The sequence below is a fragment of the Candidatus Gorgyraea atricola genome (assembly GCA_030765235.1).
GTDB lineage: Bacteria > Omnitrophota > Gorgyraeia > Gorgyraeales > Gorgyraeaceae > Gorgyraea > Gorgyraea atricola.
This window is the reverse complement of the sequence record JAVCCW010000008.1, coordinates 16787-35365: the sequence shown is the minus strand read 5'-3', so window position 1 is coordinate 35365 and position 18579 is coordinate 16787. Positions and strand designations below refer to the sequence as shown.

Annotated in this window: 18 protein-coding genes and 1 tRNA gene; 3 read left to right on the top strand and 16 right to left on the bottom strand. The window is 42.4% G+C overall.

Annotated elements, in window-relative coordinates:
* The first annotated feature begins 13 nt into the window (after window positions 1-13).
* On the top strand, window positions 14-1564 hold the full coding sequence (locus tag P9L93_01860; GenBank protein ID MDP8229829.1) for a SurA N-terminal domain-containing protein: 1551 nt from the start codon (window positions 14-16) through the stop codon (window positions 1562-1564).
* A 1-nt stretch (window position 1565) separates the two neighbouring features.
* Here the strand turns inward: P9L93_01860 and nrdR are convergent, their stop codons facing one another.
* The 14 genes from nrdR to eno form a co-directional block, all read right to left on the bottom strand.
* The gene (gene nrdR, locus P9L93_01855; protein MDP8229828.1) at window positions 1566-2024 is read right to left on the bottom strand and encodes a transcriptional regulator NrdR; all 459 of its coding nucleotides are present in this window, start codon (window positions 2022-2024) and stop codon (window positions 1566-1568) included.
* Window positions 2021-3268: a serine hydroxymethyltransferase gene (glyA, locus tag P9L93_01850; GenBank protein MDP8229827.1), complete on the bottom strand. Its 1248-nt coding sequence runs from the start codon at window positions 3266-3268 to the stop codon at window positions 2021-2023. Before glyA ends, nrdR begins: the two co-directional genes overlap by 4 nt.
* A 77-nt stretch (window positions 3269-3345) precedes the next feature.
* Window positions 3346-3768, bottom strand: coding sequence for a ribose 5-phosphate isomerase B (gene rpiB, locus P9L93_01845; protein MDP8229826.1), 423 nt, complete (start codon window positions 3766-3768; stop codon window positions 3346-3348).
* Window positions 3765-4799 (bottom strand): L-threonylcarbamoyladenylate synthase, encoded by a 1035-nt coding sequence (locus P9L93_01840; GenBank protein ID MDP8229825.1) that lies wholly within the window; start codon window positions 4797-4799, stop codon window positions 3765-3767. Before P9L93_01840 ends, rpiB begins: the two co-directional genes overlap by 4 nt.
* Window positions 4800-4914: 115 nt before the next feature.
* The gene (purE, locus tag P9L93_01835) at window positions 4915-5331 is read right to left on the bottom strand and encodes a 5-(carboxyamino)imidazole ribonucleotide mutase (GenBank protein ID MDP8229824.1); all 417 of its coding nucleotides are present in this window, start codon (window positions 5329-5331) and stop codon (window positions 4915-4917) included.
* Between the two features lie 132 nt (window positions 5332-5463).
* Entirely contained in the window at window positions 5464-6738 is a 1275-nt protein-coding gene (gene purD / locus P9L93_01830) for a phosphoribosylamine--glycine ligase (GenBank protein MDP8229823.1), read from the bottom strand.
* Complete coding sequence (gene purM / locus P9L93_01825; GenBank protein ID MDP8229822.1) at window positions 6735-7694, bottom strand: phosphoribosylformylglycinamidine cyclo-ligase; 960 nt, start codon at window positions 7692-7694, stop codon at window positions 6735-6737. The genes purD and purM overlap by 4 nt, the downstream gene beginning before the upstream one ends.
* 97 nt (window positions 7695-7791) lie before the next feature.
* Entirely contained in the window at window positions 7792-8496 is a 705-nt protein-coding gene (locus tag P9L93_01820; GenBank protein ID MDP8229821.1) for a phosphoribosylaminoimidazolesuccinocarboxamide synthase, read from the bottom strand.
* A gap of 1 nt (window position 8497) precedes the next feature.
* Entirely contained in the window at window positions 8498-9790 is a 1293-nt protein-coding gene (gene purB / locus P9L93_01815) for an adenylosuccinate lyase (GenBank protein ID MDP8229820.1), read from the bottom strand.
* Window positions 9791-9929: 139 nt separating this feature from the next.
* A complete protein-coding gene (locus P9L93_01810) occupies window positions 9930-10220 on the bottom strand; it encodes a GIY-YIG nuclease family protein (GenBank protein ID MDP8229819.1) in 291 nt (96 codons plus the stop codon).
* A gap of 245 nt (window positions 10221-10465) precedes the next feature.
* Window positions 10466-10542 (bottom strand) — tRNA-Met (locus tag P9L93_01805).
* A 44-nt stretch (window positions 10543-10586) separates the two neighbouring features.
* The gene (purL, locus tag P9L93_01800) at window positions 10587-12821 is read right to left on the bottom strand and encodes a phosphoribosylformylglycinamidine synthase subunit PurL (protein MDP8229818.1); all 2235 of its coding nucleotides are present in this window, start codon (window positions 12819-12821) and stop codon (window positions 10587-10589) included.
* 202 nt (window positions 12822-13023) lie between these two features.
* Entirely contained in the window at window positions 13024-13290 is a 267-nt protein-coding gene (locus tag P9L93_01795; GenBank protein MDP8229817.1) for a septum formation initiator family protein, read from the bottom strand.
* Complete coding sequence (eno, locus tag P9L93_01790; GenBank protein ID MDP8229816.1) at window positions 13278-14564, bottom strand: phosphopyruvate hydratase; 1287 nt, start codon at window positions 14562-14564, stop codon at window positions 13278-13280. Before eno ends, P9L93_01795 begins: the two co-directional genes overlap by 13 nt.
* Before the next feature lie 222 nt (window positions 14565-14786).
* Between eno and P9L93_01785 the strand changes: the two genes are divergently transcribed.
* Both P9L93_01785 and P9L93_01780 read left to right on the top strand, forming a co-directional pair.
* Window positions 14787-16412 (top strand): AAA family ATPase, encoded by a 1626-nt coding sequence (locus P9L93_01785; protein MDP8229815.1) that lies wholly within the window; start codon window positions 14787-14789, stop codon window positions 16410-16412.
* The gene (locus tag P9L93_01780) at window positions 16409-17641 is read left to right on the top strand and encodes a hypothetical protein (protein MDP8229814.1); all 1233 of its coding nucleotides are present in this window, start codon (window positions 16409-16411) and stop codon (window positions 17639-17641) included. The genes P9L93_01785 and P9L93_01780 overlap by 4 nt, the downstream gene beginning before the upstream one ends.
* Here the strand turns inward: P9L93_01780 and purN are convergent.
* On the bottom strand, window positions 17634-18233 hold the full coding sequence (gene purN / locus P9L93_01775; protein ID MDP8229813.1) for a phosphoribosylglycinamide formyltransferase: 600 nt from the start codon (window positions 18231-18233) through the stop codon (window positions 17634-17636). The genes P9L93_01780 and purN overlap by 8 nt on opposite strands.
* Window positions 18233-18550, bottom strand: coding sequence for a thioredoxin (trxA, locus tag P9L93_01770; protein MDP8229812.1), 318 nt, complete (start codon window positions 18548-18550; stop codon window positions 18233-18235). The genes purN and trxA overlap by 1 nt, the downstream gene beginning before the upstream one ends.
* Between the last annotated feature and the right edge of the window lie 29 nt (window positions 18551-18579).

Here is an 18579-nt window from a genome sequence, read left to right as displayed (position 1 = left end):
TATAATGGTTAGCATGTTATTAAAATTCCTACGCAAGAAAAAGAATATGAAGCGCATAGTTTGGGGGCTGGCTATAATAATAATCCCTGCCTTTGTCGTATGGGGAGCTGGCTCGACTGGAAAAAAAAGAGGCAAAGGTCCAAACTACGCAGGAAAGATCTTTAATAAAAAGATCTCTTTCGATAAACATGCTGATATGTGGCGCGTCGCAAGAGATCAGGCCATAAGGACATTTGGCAACAATGTGCCTGCTGAATTCATTGACCAGATGGCATGGAACCGTTTGCTTTTATTGGAAGCGGCAAAAAGAGAGAAGATATCCGCTAACGATAGTGAAGTAGTAGAAAGGATCACCTCAGCTCCTGCCTTCCAGCGCGATGGTAAATTTGATAAAAAATTATATAAATCAATGCTTGGCCAGGCCGCGCGTTCGTGGGAAAACAAACTGCGCGATGATATCCTTATCTCCAAACTCAGAGAAAAAGCCACCTCCAGCGTCTCTATAACTGACGAAGAAGTAAAAAAAGAGTACAGGAAAAAATTCGAGAAGATAAAGGCGTCTTATATATCAATACCGTTTGGCGAATTTGAAAAGGATGTACACTATCAAGAACTAGATCTTATAAAATTCTACAAAGAGAACAGGGGCTTGTTCAGAAAGCCTGAGGAAATCAATGTAAAATATATAGAAGTCCTTTTTTCTCAATTTGATAAAGAGGTCTATGTGGATGAAGAAGCTATTAAGAGATATTTCGAAGAGCATATCGCGGATTATGAAAAACCTGATTCAGAAGAAATGCCGGTGTTGGACGAGACAATAAAAAAGAGTATATCTGAAAAACTCGGCATGGAAAAAAAGACCAGCCTTGCGGAAGAGCTGTCTTATAGGGTCCTGGATAGTCTTTTGGATAAAAAAGATATGGAAAAAACTGCTAAAGCGTTTGCGCTTGAGGCAAAAGAAACAGGCTTTTTTAATATGCAGGAGGAGATCCCAGACATAGGCTGGTCATATGAATTTACAAAGAGGGGTTTTGAGCTGGGTGATGGAGAAATATCAAATGTCCTTATTAAAACTGATAAGGGTTTTTACATGATAGGGTTGGAAGAGAGAAAGGCCTCTTATATACCTGAGTTTTCAGAAACACGCGATACTGTAATAACCTCTTATACAAAAAATAAATCCATAGGGTTATCTGAGAAGGAAGCTAAGAAAATTCACGCAAGAATAAAAAATGGGCAAACCCTCGAGAGTATCGGAAAGGAAATCAAAGAGACTGATCTTATAACCAGAAACGACTACATACCTGCATTAGGCCCTGCCAAAGACTTTGTAAAAGCGTGCGCCTCATTAAAAATAGGCGAAATACCAGGCCCTATAAAAATGGCAGAAACATGGGCCCTATTAAGGCTTGATGAATATCAGGACATGGATGAGATCAAGTTTATTGAGGAAAAGGAAGGCTTTAAAGAAGAGCTTCTTGCAAAAAAGAAACAAGACAGTTTTAATAAATATTTCGAGGAATTAAAGAAAAAGTCGGATTTTGTAAGTTATACCGCGGAATAAACTACTTACTATGGCTCAGGAGGCCCTTGAGCTCCTTCATAAATTGATTTATATCCTTAAACTGCCTGTAAACAGAGGCAAATCTCACGTAGGCAACCTCATCTAATTTATAAAGTTCCTCCATTAGCAGCTCGCCTACCTGACTAGCGTCTACTTCTTTTTCAAATTTACTCTGAAGTGTATATTCTATTTTTTCCGCGAGGTCTTCGAGCTGCTGCATGCTTATTGGTCTTTTCTCGCATGCCTTTTTAAGTCCCGCCAATACTTTTTTCCTGTCGAATGGTTCGCGCCTGCCATCTTTTTTTATTACCATGAGAGACGTCTCTTCTATATTTTCGTATGTTGTGAAACGCCTCTTGCACTTGAGGCATTCCCGACGACGCCGGATCGAACGACCCTCTTCAGAAGAACGCGAATCAATGACCTTATCTTCCTTGTGACCGCAGAATGGACATTTCATAATTTTACCTCCCGGTAAAGAGGAAACTTTTTAAGAAGCGCTGATATCTTTTTTGCGCATTCATTTAAGGCTGAAGTATCGTTTTTCTCTGTCAATGCGCAGTCTATTATTGCTGCTATTTCTTTCATCTCTTTCTCAAGCATACCTCTTGTCGTGACTGCAGGCGTACCCAGCCTTACGCCGCTTGTAACAGCAGGGCTCTTTTTATCAAAAGGTATTAGATTCTTATTAACAGTTATATGCACCTTATCGAGGATCAATACTGCCTCTTTTCCAGTAATGCCTTTCGGTCCCAAATCCACCAGCAAAAGATGCGTATCTGTTCCTCCAGACACTATCCTGAAACCAGAATCTTCAAGAGACTTCGCCAATGTCTTTGAATTCTTTATGATCTGGGCTTGATATTCCTTAAATTCTTTTGCCTGCGCCTGTTTAAATGCCACTGCCTTACTGGCTATGACATGCATTAATGGCCCACCCTGGACACCTGGAAAAACCTCTGTGTCTATCTTTTTAGCTAATTCCTTGCGACAAAGTATAAGGCCACCTCTTGGGCCGCGTAAGGTCTTATGCGTGGTAGCGCTCACCACATCTGCATAAGCTACGGGATTTGGATGAAGGCCCGCGGCCACAAGTCCTGCAAAATGCGCCATATCCACAAAGAGATACGCGCCTACAGAATCTGCTATTTGTCTAAATTTCTTAAAATCTATGGTGCGCGGATACGCGCTTGCTCCTGCCACGATCATCCGTGGTTTATTCTTGCTCGCAAGAGAAGCTACTTCATCATAATCGATCTGCTCAGTCTTTTTATTCACCCCATAGGATATAAAATTATAAAACTTCCCTGAGAAATTATGCCCCAGGCCATGCGAGAGATGCCCTCCACAGGCAAGGTCCATTGCAAGGATCGTATCACCTGGTTTTAGCAATGCGAAATACACAGCCATGTTTGCCTGTGTGCCTGAATGCGGCTGCACATTGGCATGTTCTGCGCCAAAAACCTTTTTCGCCCTTTTGATCGCTAAACGCTCTGCCTCGTCAACATGTTCGCAGCCACCATACCAGCGCTTTGACGGGTACCCTTCAGCATATTTATTAGTCAGGACAGACCCTTGAGCCTCCAGCGCGGCAAGGCTTGCAAAATTCTCGCTCGCTATAAGCTCAACATTATCCCGCTGTCTGACTAACTCCTTTTTGATAACCTCGTAGATCTCCGGATCGATTTTTTTTAATGAATTCATGTCGCCTCCAAAAATTCCGCTCTTATTGTCACAGTTTTTGGCACACTAAAGTGTGCCCTACAGCTGCTATAAGCTGCTTAGATTTTTCGAACGCGCCTTTGATGTCTCCCGCCAAGGGCGCGTGTTGAAAGCCAGACAGCTGCTATTCTTTTTGCTTTAGAGGGCGCAGTGACTTTTGACGCTAATACTAAAACATTGGCATCATTATGTTCTCTACTTAAACGCGCAATATCTGTTCTATCGCAAAGCGCGGCGCGCACGCCCTTGACCTTATTGGCGACCATTGACATGCCAATGCCTGTAGTACAGATAAGTATTCCCTTAGGAAATCTAGCGCGGCCAACTACCCTTGCAACCTTGTAGCCATAAATCGGATAATCACAACTCTCTTTTGAAAATGTACCAAAATCCTTTACGCTGTGACCTTTCTTCTTTAAAAACTTTACAAGCCCTTGTTTTAAATTAAAACCGCCGTGATCTGCGCCAATAGCTATCTTCATCCCTTATTCTCCTTTTTAAATAATTCTAAAAATATATTCTCAACACTATCCTTTATAATATCCCTGATGCGCCTGTATTCTTCGATAGACTTTCCTATTGGATCAGGTATACCACTAGCTTCTTTAAGAAGCCTTGTCTTTAAGGCTGTCTTTGGTAAAGCATTCACTATATATCTTTTGTGCACATCTTCCATGACAAAGACAAAATCTGATTTTTTCAATAGCGCAGGACTTATTGGTTTTCCTCTATGAGCTGAGACATCCACGCCCTCTTCCTTCATGACCTCTATTGTATTTGTCGCGGCAGGTATCCCTGCAAATCCTCCTGTGCCAGCAGAATCAACACGCACCTTCTTAGACAAGCCAGCCTCTTTTAGAAACTTCTCCAGCATCCCCTTTGCCATGACACTGCGACAGCTGTTGCCAGTGCATACAAAAAGCACGTGGTAGTCAGCCAAAAGATCTTCTCCTGAAAGCGCGCCTTTTCTCAATATCTTAAAAGGATTTACTGTGACGTCTAATACTGTTGATTCTATGCCGATTGCCGTATTTCCACCGTCTAATACCATATCAACATCAAGAATTATTTCCTTAGCTGAAGTAGGCGGGTTTTTCCCAGAGAGATTTGCGCTGGGCGCGACTATAGGTAGAGATGCCTTATCTATAAGCGCTAACGCCACTTTGTTATTAGGCATGCGGATGCCTATTTTTTCCTTTTTCTTGTTGAGTACCAGGACTGTCAGAGGACCTGGCCAGAATTTTCTAACGATCTTTTCTGCACGTTCCGACAAATTAACCTTTAGCTCCTTTAATGCCTCGAATCTTGCGATATGAATGGTAAACGGCTTACCCTTTGGCCTTTTCTTTATCTTATAGAGCCTGTCGATTGCCTTTTTATCCAAAAGATTCGCACCAACCCCATACACAGTTTCTGTAGGAAAGGCAACAAGTCCTCCCTCTTTTAAGAGACGAGCCCCTTCTTCTATAACATGCGGCTCTGGAAAATTAGGATTTACTTTTACAACCTTCATCCTCATTCCTAACTTTATGCTCCCCCTCTGTAACTTTACACTTCCCCTCTGTAGTAGGCCAGGTTTAAACCTGGCCTACTACAGAGGGGAAAAAGCCCACAGGGGGAGCAAGTTGCTACAATGCTAAAATGCGACTGGCTAGTATAGCGGCGTTCTTGGCGCCTGCTTTACCTATTGCCATGCATGCAACAGGTACGCCTCCTGGCATCTGCACAGTAGAAAGTAAAGAATCTACTCCATTTAAAGCCTTGGTGTGCATTGGAACACCAATGACTGGCAAGTCCGTATAAGCACTGACAACTCCTGCTAAGGCCGCAGACATGCCTGCCCCGCATATCAAGATCTTAATGCCTTTTTTCTTAGCAGCCTTGGTATAAGAACGTACTTTTTCAGGATTCCTGTGAGCTGAAATAACATTTATCTCATATGGAATCTTGCGCTCCTTTAAGATCTTCTCTGTTTCAGCCATTGTCTCTGCATCAGATTTACTACCCATCAGTATACCTACCACTGGTCTCTTTTTAGTAACCATATCGCCTCCGTTATCAAACCCTAAATCCGAAACACTAAACTCTAAACAAACACTAAATCCCAAACTATAAACAGCTGTTTGGAGAATTTGAGTTTAGGGTTTGTAGTTTGTTTAGTATTTAGAGTTTAGTGTTTAGAGTTTTCTAATTGCCTTATCTCCTATGTCTTTTCTATAATACATGCCGTCAAATTTTATCTTCTCTATTGCTGTGTATGCATTTTGTTTTGCAGTTTTAATGCCTTCTCCAAAACCTGTGACAGCCAGGACCCTGCCTCCACTTGTAAAAATCTTTCCGTCCTGGGCTACAGTGCCTGCATGAAACACAACTATATCTTTTTTATCCTTGAAATTCCCTGTCCCGATTATCTCTTTATGTTTCTCATATGTCCCAGGATATCCCCCAGACGCGGCAACAACTGCTATACAGGTTCTATTATCCCACTCGAGTCTTATCTTATCAAGTCTTCCATCAATGCACGCCAGCATCACATCTACTAAATCAGATTTTAATCTTGGTAAAATGGCCTGCGTCTCAGGATCACCAAATCTCACATTGAATTCCAGGACCATTGGTCCCTTTTTTGTAATCATAATACCGCCGTATAAAACACCCTTAAAAAACTTTCCTTCTTTTGCAAAACCATCAATAATAGGCCTAAAAACCATCTCTATTATCTCATTGAATAATTCCTGCGAGACAACTGGCGCTGGAGAATACGCTCCCATGCCGCCAGTATTAGGGCCCTTATCATTGTCAAAGATCCTTTTATGGTCCTGTGAGGAGACAAGTGGCGCTATTGTTTTCCCGTCGCTAAAAACAAGGATGGATGCCTCTTCGCCTTCAAGGCAATCTTCGATAATAATCCTGTCTCCTGCTTCGCCAAATATCTTTTTTACCAGCATGCTATCTATAGCAGATTCTCCCTCTTCAATACTCTGTGCCACCACAACACCTTTACCTGCTGCAAGGCCGTCTGCTTTTATAACTATAGGTGTGCCCTTTTCTTTTAAATATTTCTTCGCGCTGGGCGCATCACTAAAGACCTTAAAATCTGCTGTAGGCAAACCAAACTTCTTCATGGCCTCTTTTGCAAAAATCTTGCTGCCCTCAAGCATGGCAAGCTCTTTAGATGGACCGAATACCTTTAGTCCTTGTTCGTTAAATCTATCGACTATGCCCTGGACAAGCGCTACCTCAGGCCCGACCACAGTTAAATCTATTTTACTTTCCTTTGCAAACCCTAAAAGACCATTAATATCATCTGAGCTTATATTGACTAGCTCGGCGATTTCTTTTATGCCGCCATTGCCAGGCGCGCAGAATACCTTATCTACCTTTTTGCTCTGGCTGATCTTCCATACCAATGTATGTTCCCTGCCGCCTGAGCCAATTACCAAAACCTTCATATTACAACTTCCCCTTTTCCTTTAATTATCTCGCCTATTGTCCATGATTTAAGCTTTAGACTCTTAATGACAGCGTGTGCCTTGCTTAGATCTTTCTTATTCACTACAATTGCCATACCAATGCCCATATTGAATGTGCGATACATCTTTTTATCGTCTATCTTTGCCCGACGTTGGATCTCCCTGAATATGCCAGGGACATGCCATGAATATTTATATACGAGCGCTGATGTTTGTTTCGGCAATACGCGTGGGATATTGTCATAAAAACCGCCGCCTGTTATATGGGCAATAGATTTTACTTTAACTTTCTTTAATAATTTCTGAATCACCTTAACATAAATTATCGTAGGCGTTAAAAGTGTCTTTCCGGCTTTACCTTCTAATTCGCTTTTCTTAAAGACTTTTCTGGCAAGACTGAATCCATTCGAGTGCAGGCCACTTGATTGAATCCCGATAATCCTATCCCCAGGTTTTACAGAGTCTCCGTCTATGATTCTTTTCTCTTCAACCACGCCCACGCAGAAACCAGCCAGGTCATAGTCCTCATTCTTATACATATCTGGCATCTCTGCTGTTTCTCCGCCTATAAGAGCGCAGCCTGCCTGACTACAGCCATCAAAAATGCCCTTAACAATATTTTTGGCCTTTTTTCTATTAAGTTTTCCTGTTGCAAAATAATCTAAGAAGAAAAGCGGTTCAGCCCCGCAGACTACTATATCATTTGCGCACATGGCAACAAGGTCTATTCCCACTGTAGTGTGCTTATCTAATAGATTTGCGATCATTAGCTTTGTACCCACGCCATCAGTTGACGAAACAAGTACAGGATTTTTATATTTCTTGGGAATCCTTGTAAATGCGCCAAACCCACCGATGCCGCCAACCATCTTCGAAATATCCTTTACAAACCTATTTGATTTATCTATATCCACACCTGCTTTTTTATAGTCGATCATCTCTCGCCCCTCCCTCAGATGAAATAATAAAGACCTGGTTTGATTTCAAATACATTGCCAGGTCTTTAATATCTCTCTTTTTATCACTTCTATCTTAAGCTTTTATCCTTTTAAGAACTTCCTGGTAGGCCTCTTCGATTCGCCCAAGGTCCCGCCTGAAACGGTCTTTATCAAGCTTTTCATTCGTCTTCTTATCCCATAGCCTGCATGTATCAGGAGATATCTCATCTCCAAGCAACATCTTCCCCTTATGCCTCCCAAATTCGAGCTTAAAATCAACTAGCTTTAAGCCAGCCTTATTAAAAAAATCCTTGAGTATCTCATTGATGCTAAAAGAATAATCTTTTATCTTCTGCATCTCCTTGGCACTGGCAAGGCCAAGCATCTCTATGTGATAATCGTTTATCAATGGATCATGCAGATCATCTCTTTTATAATGATATTCCAGGACAGGCTTCTTTAAAGAAATACCCTCATCAATACCAAGAAGCTTTGAAAGCCCGCCTGCTGAAACATTGCGAATCGTCACTTCGACAAGCACGATATTCAGCTTTTTAATAAGCATATCCCTGTCGCTCAATTTCTTCACAAAATGCGTGGGGATGCCTTTTGATTCCAAAAGCTGGAAAATCGCGCATGAGATCTCGTTATTTATCACGCCTTTTTCTTTTATAGTGCCTCTCTTTGTAGCGTCAAACGCGGTCGCGTCGTCCTTAAACTCCTGAATAAATAAATCAGGTTTGTCAGTTTCATAGACTTTCTTTGCCTTGCCTTCGTAGATCTGTTTACCTTTTTTCATGCTATATACCCACTTTCTTAAAGATTCTATCCACGTGTTTCGTGTAATACCCCAGGTCGAAAAATCGCTCGAGCTCCCTTGATTTTACTACCTTCCTAAAATCCTTGTCCATCCACAGCGCTGCCTTGAAATTCTCATTCTTCTTCCAGACCTCCATTGCGCATCGCTGGATAATGTCATAGGCCTTGCGCCTCTCAACGCCTCGCTTCTCAAGCTCTACTAAAATCCTTGCTGAAAATATAAGGCCTCGCGTCTTAGCCAGGTTATTTCTCATATTCTGTGGATAGACATGCATGTTCTTTATGATAAATATCATGTCATTCAGCATGTAATCCAATAAAATAGTGCTGTCAGGTACAATAACCCTTTCAACAGAAGAGTGACTTATATCTCTCTCGTGCCATAGCGCGACATTTTCCATTGCTGCCAGCGCATTTGTGCGTAAGACCCTTGCAAGCCCTGTAATCCTCTCGCACATGACAGGGTTACGTTTGTGCGGCATTGCACTCGAGCCTTTTTGCCCCTTTGAAAACGGCTCTTCAACTTCGCGCACCTCTGTCTTCTGAAGATTACGTATCTCTACTGCTATCTTCTCAAGCGTCGCCCCTACCACAGCGATCTGCGACATATATTCTGCGTGTCTATCTCTCTGTAAAACCTGCGTCGAGATATTAGCAGCTTTTAAGCCTAATTTCTTACACACATAATTCTCTACGTAGGGCTCGACATTAGAATACGTACCAACAGGCCCTGAGATCTTGCCAACGCTTATTATGTCCTTCGCCTTTTCAATCCTATCAATGCATCTATTTATCTCGTCAAAAAATAGGGCAATCTTTAACCCAAATGTAGTTGGCTCAGCATGTACACCATGACTCCTGCCAACCATTATGGTCTTCTTGTATTTCTTTGCCTTTTTGCGCAGTTCGGACTTTAACTTCTTGAGGTCATCGAGCAGTATCCCAGCTGCCTCTTTCATCATCAAAGACAAGGCAGTATCCAGCACATCACTTGAGGTAAGCCCCTGGTGCACAAACCTTGAAGCGCTCCCAACATGCTCTGCTATATTGTGTAGGAATGCAATTACATCGTGGCGGGTCTTCTTCTCTATCTTCTCTATTCGCTTTACGTTAAACCTTGCCTTAGACTTGATTTTCTGTAGTTCTTTCCTCGGCACCTTGCCCAGATCAGCCATTGCCTCACAAGCAAGGATCTCAACATCCAGCATCTTCTGAAACTTGTTCTCCTCGCTCCAGATACTAGCCATCTTAGGAAGCGAATATCTCGGTATCATAGCAGGCATAATATACCATATATAGATGAATAGAGTCAATAGAAAAGAGCTAGATATAGCGTCCTAGTGTCATTCTCAACCATATGTCATTCCCGCGAAAGCAAGAACAACCATATGTCATTCCCGCGAAAGCGGGAATCTAATTAATAATCTCATAATACAAATCCCTCCACTCAGCATTAAGCCCCTCTATCAATTTAATCTTCCACTGCCTATTCCATTTTTTTATTCGCTTTTCTCTAGTAATAACTTCTAGGGTATCATTGGATTCTTCATAATATACAAGGCTGTATACGTTATATTTCTCTGTAAATCCTTTAATGATATTAGTCTTGTGCTCATATACTCTTTTTATTAAATTACTTGTTATGCCGGTATAGAGAGTACCGCTTTTCTTGCTTGCTAATATGTAAACATAATAAGTGTTCATATTTCTTTATTTATGGATTCCCGCTTTCGCGGAAATGACACTATGGGGTATATATTAGACACATTGAAAGGCCTATTTTCTTTCACCCCGTTCCAAATTCTTAAATATCATCAAATAATTTGTCAGAATTGGCTGCAATTAGCTACAAACAATAAATTGATTATCGATTAGAATTTGGAACGGGGTCAAAAATTTTCAAAAAAATAAAAAAGCCAGCTTTTCTAACTTGAAAAGCTGGCTTCAAATGGTAGCGGGGCTTGGATTTGAACCAAGGACCTTCGGGTTATGAGCCCGACGAGCTACCAGACTGCTCCACCCCGCGATATTTACTTGTGTGCTATATTATAAAGAACTACGACCTATACGTCAATCAATATTTGTCCTGTTAGGAATAGCGTTCCTCCACGCATCACTCAGATTCTTCACAGGAGTGTCTATTGCATCCTTGATGACAAGCTTGTCTCCGCCAACTTTACCAAGCTTATAGCACGCAACTGAGTACTTCTTTGCTATCTCTTCGAGCTTTCCTGAATCAGCGCTTTTCACAGAAACCACTATCCTTGAAGGCGCCTCGCCGAATAAAAGATCATCCAGCCTCATGCCAGCTTTAGTCGCGCTCAAATCTATGACAGCGCCTTTCATAGTAGAGCCATTCGCGATACAAGACTCTGCCAGACACACAGCCAATCCGCCCTCTGAAGTATTGTGAGCGCTCTGGATAATGCCTGAGTGTATTGCCTCAAGGCATGCGTCCTGTACTGCCTTTTCCGCTTTCATGTCAATCTGCGGGTCTCCTTTTTTCTGTTTGTGTACATGATAGAGGTATTCACTGCCTCCAAGGCCTGGCGTGTTTTCGCCCAGAAGCATTATTTCATCGCCGTCGTTCTTAAAATCCTGCGTCACGGCCTTTGTCGCATCCTCGATCAATCCGACCATTCCCACCATCGGAGTCGGGTCAACTGCTCCCTTAGGATTTTCATTGTAAAAACTCACGTTGCCGCTTATAACAGGTGTACCCAGCGCCTTGCACGAGTCAGAAAGTCCTTCTATGCACTTGTAGAATTGCCAATAATTCTCAGGCTTCATGGGGTTTCCGAAATTCAATCCATCAGTAATCGCGAGCGGCCTTCCGCCAGCGCATACAACATTCCTCGCTGCCTCTGCCACAGCCATCTGCGCGCCATTATAAGGATTTAAGTAGCAGAACCTGCCATTACAGTCCACGCTTATTGCCAGCGCCTTTTTCGTTCCTTTTACTTTAACGATCGCGGCGTCTGAGCCAGCGCCCTGCATGACCTCATCTTTTTTCACGAATGTAAACTTTTTATACGCTGATTCTTTGCTGGCAATGGTAGGGATATCCAGGAGCTGCAGCAACACCTTATTGTAATCATCCGGCTCCGGCAAATTCTTAAAAGAAGCTGACTTTGTCTCCTTTAAATAAGCAGGTTCTTTGATCTCCCTGTCATAGAGCGGCGCCTTTTTTGTCAATGCCTCTGCAGGCACCTCACATACAGTAACGCCGTTTTCCTTGACTCGCATGATACCGTCATCTGTTACCTTGCCGATCTCAACAGCCTTTATCTTCCACTTGCCCAAAATAGAAAGCGCATCTTTTTCAGATCCCTTTTTAAGGATAGCGAGCATCCTTTCTTGAGATTCTGAAAGAAGGATTTCATATGGCGTCATGTTTTTTTCTCTCTGTGGAATAAGCGCCACGTCTATTTCTATGCCTGTGCCGCTCCTCGCTGCTGTCTCGCACGAAGAACATGTAAGCCCTGCCGCGCCCATATCCTGCATGCCCACCACGAGTTTTTTATTGATCAACTCCAGGCATGCCTCGCGCAAACGCTTGCCAAGCTCTGGATCTCCGATAGCTACAGCATTAGGATCTGAACCTGAATCCTCCGTGATCTCCTTAGACGCAAAACTCGCGCCGCCTACGCCGTCTCTCCCGGTGTCCCCGCCGATATAGTACACGGGATTACCCTTACCTGACGCCACACCTTTTACAATATCTCCATGCTTCACTACCCCGACGACAAACGCGTTCACCAGAGGATTGCCTTCATAGCTCTCATCAAAATACGCATCCCCGCCCACAGCGCTTATCTCTGCGACATTAGCATAATGAGCAAGGCCCCTGAATACTTCCTTGAATAAAAATTTCACCTTCTTGTTTTCCAGCGTACCGAATCTCAACCCGCCAAGAACAGCAATAGGCCGCGCCCCGGTTGTAAATATGTCGCGCACGCATCCGCCAATACCTGTCGCAGAAGCCTCAAATGGCTCCACTGCAGAAGGATGATTGTGCGATTCTATCTTAAACGCGACCCCTAACCCATCCCCGATATCGACGATGCCAGAATTTTCCTCGCCTGCGCCAACCAGGACCTGCTTTCCTTTTGTCGGGAACATCCTAAATAATTTTCTGGAATTTTTATAGCTGCAGTGCTCTGACCACATAGCTGAAAAAACTCCAAGTTCCGTTGTGTTTGGCGTCCTCCCGAGCAATTTTTTTATGCTGTCAAATTCCTGCTCTGTAAGTCCCATCTCTTTTGCTAATGCAGCGTCTACTTTAATAGTATTTTTTGTTGTCATGACACAGTCCTCTCTTTTCTATTACGATTATTCTTTACAAAAAAATACCAAAAAAACAAGCACTTCTCTGTGTCTTGCTGCGTTTCTTCTTTGCGCTGAAATAAACATCTTTGTCTGACAGATAACTACATCATTGTAGTCCCACATATATTACTACAATATAAAAGACGGGGCAAGGGAAAAGTGCAGAAGGATAGGATTTTTATTGCTCTATCTTTATGGGGATCTCACCCTCTCGTGTGACGCCCATGGAGTCGCGCGCTACTTTCTCAACATATTCTATATCTTCTTCTAGCTTTTTCTTTTCCTTACAAAGTGTTGTGTTCTCCTGTTCCAGACGTTCGATTTTCTCTTCAAGAGCTATATTTTTGGACCTTAGATCCATGAACTTTGCAAATCCTGGCAGAAAAACCACAATGAATACAAATACTATACCTATATATAGTGGTCTTATCCTTATCTTGGCCATGGAAGTGTAGGGTAAATAGCCTTTGACCCAAGGTCCTCTTCTATTCGCAGCAATTCATTGTATTTACAGATCCTGTCAGTCCTGCAGATAGATCCTGTTTTTATCTGGCCAGTGCCCATTGCCACTACCAGATGTGAGATCGTAGTGTCTTCTGTCTCGCCTGACCGATGCGACACAACCGCGGTGTAGCTATTTTTCCTGGCAAGCTCTATTGCCTCTATTGTCTCTGTAAGAGTGCCTATCTGGTTCACCTTTATAAGAATTGAATTTCCTATACCTTTTTCAATCCCCATCTTCAAGCGTTTTACATTGGTTACAAATAAATCATCTCCTACTATCTGCACTTTTTTGCCTATCTTATCTGTCAAAGTCTTCCATCCATCCCAGTCATCTTCAGCCAGGCCATCTTCTATAGAACAAATCGGATATTTTGACACCCAATTAGCATAAAACTCCACCATGTCCCCAGCATTTTTTTCAGGTTTTGCCTCAGCCCTAAGCATATATTTCCCATTCTCGTAAAAAGAACTTGCTGCCGGGTCAAGAGCAATAAAAATATCCTTGCCTACCTTATATCCTGCCTTGTCTATTGCCTGTAAAATTACCTCGATTGCCTCTTCATTAGACTTTAAATCAGGCGCGAACCCGCCTTCGTCTCCAACAGCTGTTGAGAGCTTTTTTGACTTAAGGATCTTCTTGAGATTTTGGAATATCTCGGAACCCATGCGCAGTCCTTCTGAAAAACTCTTTGCACCTTTAGGCATTATCATGAATTCCTGAAGATCCACATTATTATCAGCATGCGCGCCGCCATTCATGATATTCATCATGGGGACAGGAAGTGTGTTTGCCTTTTCTCCGCCCAAGTATTTATAGAGCGGAATTTTTTTGTAATTCGCAACTGCCTTTGCTGCTGCCATTGATATACCTAAGATCGCATTTGCGCCTAAGCGAGATTTATTTTCTGTAGCGTCAAGCGCTATCATTGCTTTATCCAATGCAGTCTGGTCTGACGCATCCTTGCCATTTAGCGCAGAATTAAGCTCTCCATTCACATTCGAGACTGCTTTTAAAACACCTTTTCCCATGTAGCGCTTCTTGTCTCCGTCTCTAAGTTCTACTGCCTCGTGCTCGCCAGTAGAAGCACCACTTGGCACAGCAGCCCTGCCCATTACACCTGATGCAAGCACTACATCCACCTCGACTGTAGGATTGCCTCGCGAATCCAGAATCTCCCGTGCTTTGATCTGTTTAATAGTTGTATCTTTTGACATAAATCCTCCCCTTGTATATTTATGGAAGGATATAGTAACACAGCTCGTTCCTATTGTCAAATGGCAAGGCTGCTCTGGCAAGACTGCTCTGGCAAGGCTGGACCTCGGCTTTTAAAAAAGCCGAGGTCCAGCCTTGCCAGAGCAGTCTTGCCAGAGCAGCCTTGCCATTTGACACTCTTTTACTAATATGATATACTCTATTTCACAATAGGAGATAATACTATGGATATTTTAACACTTCGTAGATTCAAGATGCACCTCGCGATGCATAAGGTCAAGATCATCATAATCTTTGCAGTCAGCTCTCTATTAGTATTAGCTGTATGGGGCTTGTCATCTTTGGAATCCTTCTATCGCCATCTCACCCTTGCGCAAATGCCCATAACCCTGCTTTTATCAGGAGTCCATGCTGGCATATTTGTATTTATGTATATGGTGTTTTTAAGAGGTGGGTTCACGAAGATCAAGCAGACGACAATAAAAGGTCAAAAAGTAAATATACACTGGGATGACGTTATCGGCATAGACGAGGCAAAACAAGAGGCATGGGAAGTGGTGCAGCTCATAAAAGACCGCACACTGCTTCTTAAGATCGGCGGAAGAATACTACGCGGACTTCTTATGGTAGGGCCTCCTGGCTGTGGTAAGACATATCTCGCAAAGGCCATTGCAACAGAAGCAAACATCCCTTTTATATCCATGTCAGGAAGTGAATTTACTGAGATATTTGTAGGCGTGGGCGCTTCCCGCGTAAGAAAACTATTTAAAAGAGCCCAGAATCTTGCGTATGGACACGGGGCATGCATTGTATTTCTGGACGAGCTGGACGCCATAGGCAGGGCGCGCTCGTTTAGTCATATGGGCGGCGGTCAGGAGACAAACGCAACACAGAACCAGCTCCTTGTAGAGATGGACGGCCTGAAAGAAAAAGATTTTAACGTTATTGTAATAGGCGCGACAAATGCCGCGGAAGGTGTGCTGGACACAGCACTCTTAAGGCCTGGCAGATTTGACAGGAAGATCTATATTGACAGGCCAAGTCTCGAAGGAAGACAAAAGGTATTTGAATATTATCTTAAAAAAGTAAACTATGATAAAAATATAGACATAGGCAGGCTCGCGCGAAAGGCAGTATATAAAACACCTGCTGAAATCGATAATATAATAAAAGAGGCTGCTCTCATAGCCACAAGGAATAAAAAAGATACAGTAAGCCATAAAGAGTTATCTGAGGCAATGGAACGCATTGACATGGGCATGAAACACAAGAAGCAAATGACTAAGGAAGAAAGAAAAATGATAGCGTTCCACGAATCCGGCCATCTGGTTACAATGTATATATTACATCCTACAGAAGATGTTTTTAAGGCCTCGATCATATCTCGCAAAGAAGCGCTTGGCGTAGTATATGGCCAACCCAGAGAAGAGCTTTATACACGAAGCAAAGAAGCCTTGCTCGCGGATATAAAGGTAAGTCTTGGTGGATATGTATCTGAAAAAATGCACTCTGGCACTACAAGTAGCGGTGTGAGTTCTGATTTTAATAAGGTAATGCAAAGGGCCCACACCATGGTGTGGAGACTAGGCATGAGCGATGCTGGATTTGTAGGCGACTACAGCGTAATACCTCCGACCCAGATATCCGAGTCGCTTAAAGAAAAACTTAACGCTGAGACAAGTAAGATAATGAAGGCTTGCCTTAAAGATGTCGAAGAGCTCCTGAAAAAAGAATGGACAATAGTAGAACGCTTTGTCAAAGAACTGCTCGAAAAAGAAGAATTAGAATATGACGAGATAGAGGCTATATTTAAGGAATACGGTAAAACTCATTATTCCAAGTCTAAATGAACACCCGCCTATTAAAATCTTTATTAGCAGTTGCGCTTCTTATTACTTTATCTTCCTGTACGCCAGCAACCTACTCTAAAGAAAAAGTAGAAGAATCCATAAGAGATCTCTGTAAAAAAGAATACGATCTGGATGTAACTACAAAGATTACTGGCTCTACACTCGGCGTATATATTCCCGTAGAAGGCCTTATAGACAAAGATCTAAAACTCGACCCAGATGCAGGTGAAAAAATAGAAGATGTTGCGCTATCCATACACCGAGTCAGTATGAGTACTGACAGGCCCTTAAAATTTTACACACTTAGTGCCAGAGATATCGACATGCCAGGCGCGGAATTTGTGCTGACAGGCTATACTTACGACGTAGTGCGTGTGAGGCTGCTAGACATCTCAAGGGGTGAATATCACAAAAGGATCCTTAGAGACTTTAGGTTTAACCCTGTCACAGTTGGCCAAGCAAAAATAGAGGAACTCTTTCAAGGCTTAAATGAAAATTCACCTTTGGCGCAAAATATTAAGCATATCTTTTATCCTATCTATGCCTTTGGCCAAGAAGGCAGTCAAAAAATCGAGATAATAGACATTGATTCAAAAGAGATCTCGGAACAGGAAGCGCTTTTCTATATAAAAACAAGGGAATTTTACCAGCCAAGACCTGATTTTGAACCATACAGGGCAATATTTCCCCCGGGATTCCAGAATGAATACCTGCTTCTCGTCAATATATCAATGCTCCCGAACCCAATAAAAGAGATCGTTGCAAAATATTTCTATTCTGGCAATGAGATAAGACAAAGAGATCTAGAAAAGACTTTTTCTCAGTATAAAGATCTTGGATACATTGGCCAAAATGGTCTTCCTAAAAAAGATCTGGACGAAGGATGGTTTTTAAGCCGGCAGATTGCAAGAAGGATCAAGATGACCTTTGAGGAGGAAAAACGTCTAAAGAATAGATTTATAGTCCAAAGTTCTGAAGGTGCTGTGGAAGATCGCGTATTCCAGTTTAAGTTTTCGATTCTCTCGGAAGAGGCATCTGAAGATGACACTGAAGTCATATTCTCAAAGATCCTGAAACTTGTCGGGGGTATTCTAAGCAGGTATTATTTCGAAGATTTTGAAGGTGTCGAGCTTATAAATGCACTCCCTGATGGGAAAAAGATATATTTATCAAGAGATGACCTGGAAAGATTTAGAAGGGGTCGCTTAAAAATAAAAGATCTTATTTGATCCTTACTCTTCTGCCTTCTACCTTTAACCTTCCTTCTACAAAAAGCTGTATTGCCCTAGGATATATCTTGTGCTCTTCCTTGTGAATGGCCCCAGCAAGAGATTCTTCTGTATCATCTTCTGTTACAATAACAGCTGCCTGTAAGATTACAGGGCCCGCGTCCATATCTTCTGTCACGAAATGCACTGTTACGCCCGTGACCTTTACGCCATATTCAAATGCATCCTTTATGCCATGCGTACCTTTAAATGACGGCAGAAGCGCGGGATGTATATTCATGATCCTATTCTTGTATTCCTTTATAAAATCTCGCGAGAGTAGCCTCATGTATCCTGCAAGCACTATTAAGTCTATTTTCTCTGCCTTCAGCTTCTTAATAATCGCCTTATCAAATTCCGCTCGTGATTTAAAATTTTTCTTTTCAAACACAAGAGTCTGGATCTCTGCCTTTTTTGCCCTTTTAAGCGCAAAACAATCAGGCATATCCGAAACTACAAGCGCTATCTCAGCCTTTATATAACCCTGCTTTTGGCTATCGATTATTGCCTGCAGATTTGTCCCGCTCCCTGAACAAAATATTGCGATCTTCATCAGGCTAAGACCTCCTCTATTTTATCTATAAAGGTATCCTTGGAAGCCACTCCTACCACTCTTGTAAACTCGCCTCCGCCTTTAAAGAAAATCACCGTAGGTATATTCATTACGCCAAATTTTGTTGCTATCTCCATTGCATCGTCTATATTTAGCTTTACGACCTTGCATTTTCCATCGTATTCCTTGCTGATCTCTTCTATAATGGGCGCTATCATCTTGCATGGCATGCACCATGTTGCCCAAAAATCCACAAGTACAGGCACATCAGAACTTAAAACCTCTTGTTCAAAATTCTCATTAGTCAATTCAAGCATGTAACCTCCCTTATTCACTGCTTTTGACG

What these genes read in the sequence shown, in the direction of transcription:
- P9L93_01860 (MDP8229829.1), top strand. Translation starts at nt 14, where the DNA reads ATGTTATTAAAATTCCTACGCAAGAAAAAGAATATGAAGCGCATAGTT.
- nrdR (MDP8229828.1), bottom strand. Translation starts at nt 2,024, where the DNA reads ATGAAATGTCCATTCTGCGGTCACAAGGAAGATAAGGTCATTGATTCG.
- glyA (MDP8229827.1), bottom strand. Translation starts at nt 3,268, where the DNA reads ATGAATTCATTAAAAAAAATCGATCCGGAGATCTACGAGGTTATCAAA.
- rpiB (MDP8229826.1), bottom strand. Translation starts at nt 3,768, where the DNA reads ATGAAGATAGCTATTGGCGCAGATCACGGCGGTTTTAATTTAAAACAA.
- P9L93_01840 (MDP8229825.1), bottom strand. Translation starts at nt 4,799, where the DNA reads ATGAAGGTTGTAAAAGTAAATCCTAATTTTCCAGAGCCGCATGTTATA.
- purE (MDP8229824.1), bottom strand. Translation starts at nt 5,331, where the DNA reads ATGGTTACTAAAAAGAGACCAGTGGTAGGTATACTGATGGGTAGTAAA.
- purD (MDP8229823.1), bottom strand. Translation starts at nt 6,738, where the DNA reads ATGAAGGTTTTGGTAATTGGCTCAGGCGGCAGGGAACATACATTGGTA.
- P9L93_01820 (MDP8229821.1), bottom strand. Translation starts at nt 8,496, where the DNA reads ATGAAAAAAGGTAAACAGATCTACGAAGGCAAGGCAAAGAAAGTCTAT.
- purB (MDP8229820.1), bottom strand. Translation starts at nt 9,790, where the DNA reads ATGATACCGAGATATTCGCTTCCTAAGATGGCTAGTATCTGGAGCGAG.
- P9L93_01810 (MDP8229819.1), bottom strand. Translation starts at nt 10,220, where the DNA reads ATGAACACTTATTATGTTTACATATTAGCAAGCAAGAAAAGCGGTACT.
- purL (MDP8229818.1), bottom strand. Translation starts at nt 12,821, where the DNA reads ATGACAACAAAAAATACTATTAAAGTAGACGCTGCATTAGCAAAAGAG.
- P9L93_01795 (MDP8229817.1), bottom strand. Translation starts at nt 13,290, where the DNA reads ATGGCCAAGATAAGGATAAGACCACTATATATAGGTATAGTATTTGTA.
- eno (MDP8229816.1), bottom strand. Translation starts at nt 14,564, where the DNA reads ATGTCAAAAGATACAACTATTAAACAGATCAAAGCACGGGAGATTCTG.
- P9L93_01785 (MDP8229815.1), top strand. Translation starts at nt 14,787, where the DNA reads ATGGATATTTTAACACTTCGTAGATTCAAGATGCACCTCGCGATGCAT.
- P9L93_01780 (MDP8229814.1), top strand. Translation starts at nt 16,409, where the DNA reads ATGAACACCCGCCTATTAAAATCTTTATTAGCAGTTGCGCTTCTTATT.
- purN (MDP8229813.1), bottom strand. Translation starts at nt 18,233, where the DNA reads ATGAAGATCGCAATATTTTGTTCAGGGAGCGGGACAAATCTGCAGGCA.
- trxA (MDP8229812.1), bottom strand. Translation starts at nt 18,550, where the DNA reads ATGCTTGAATTGACTAATGAGAATTTTGAACAAGAGGTTTTAAGTTCT.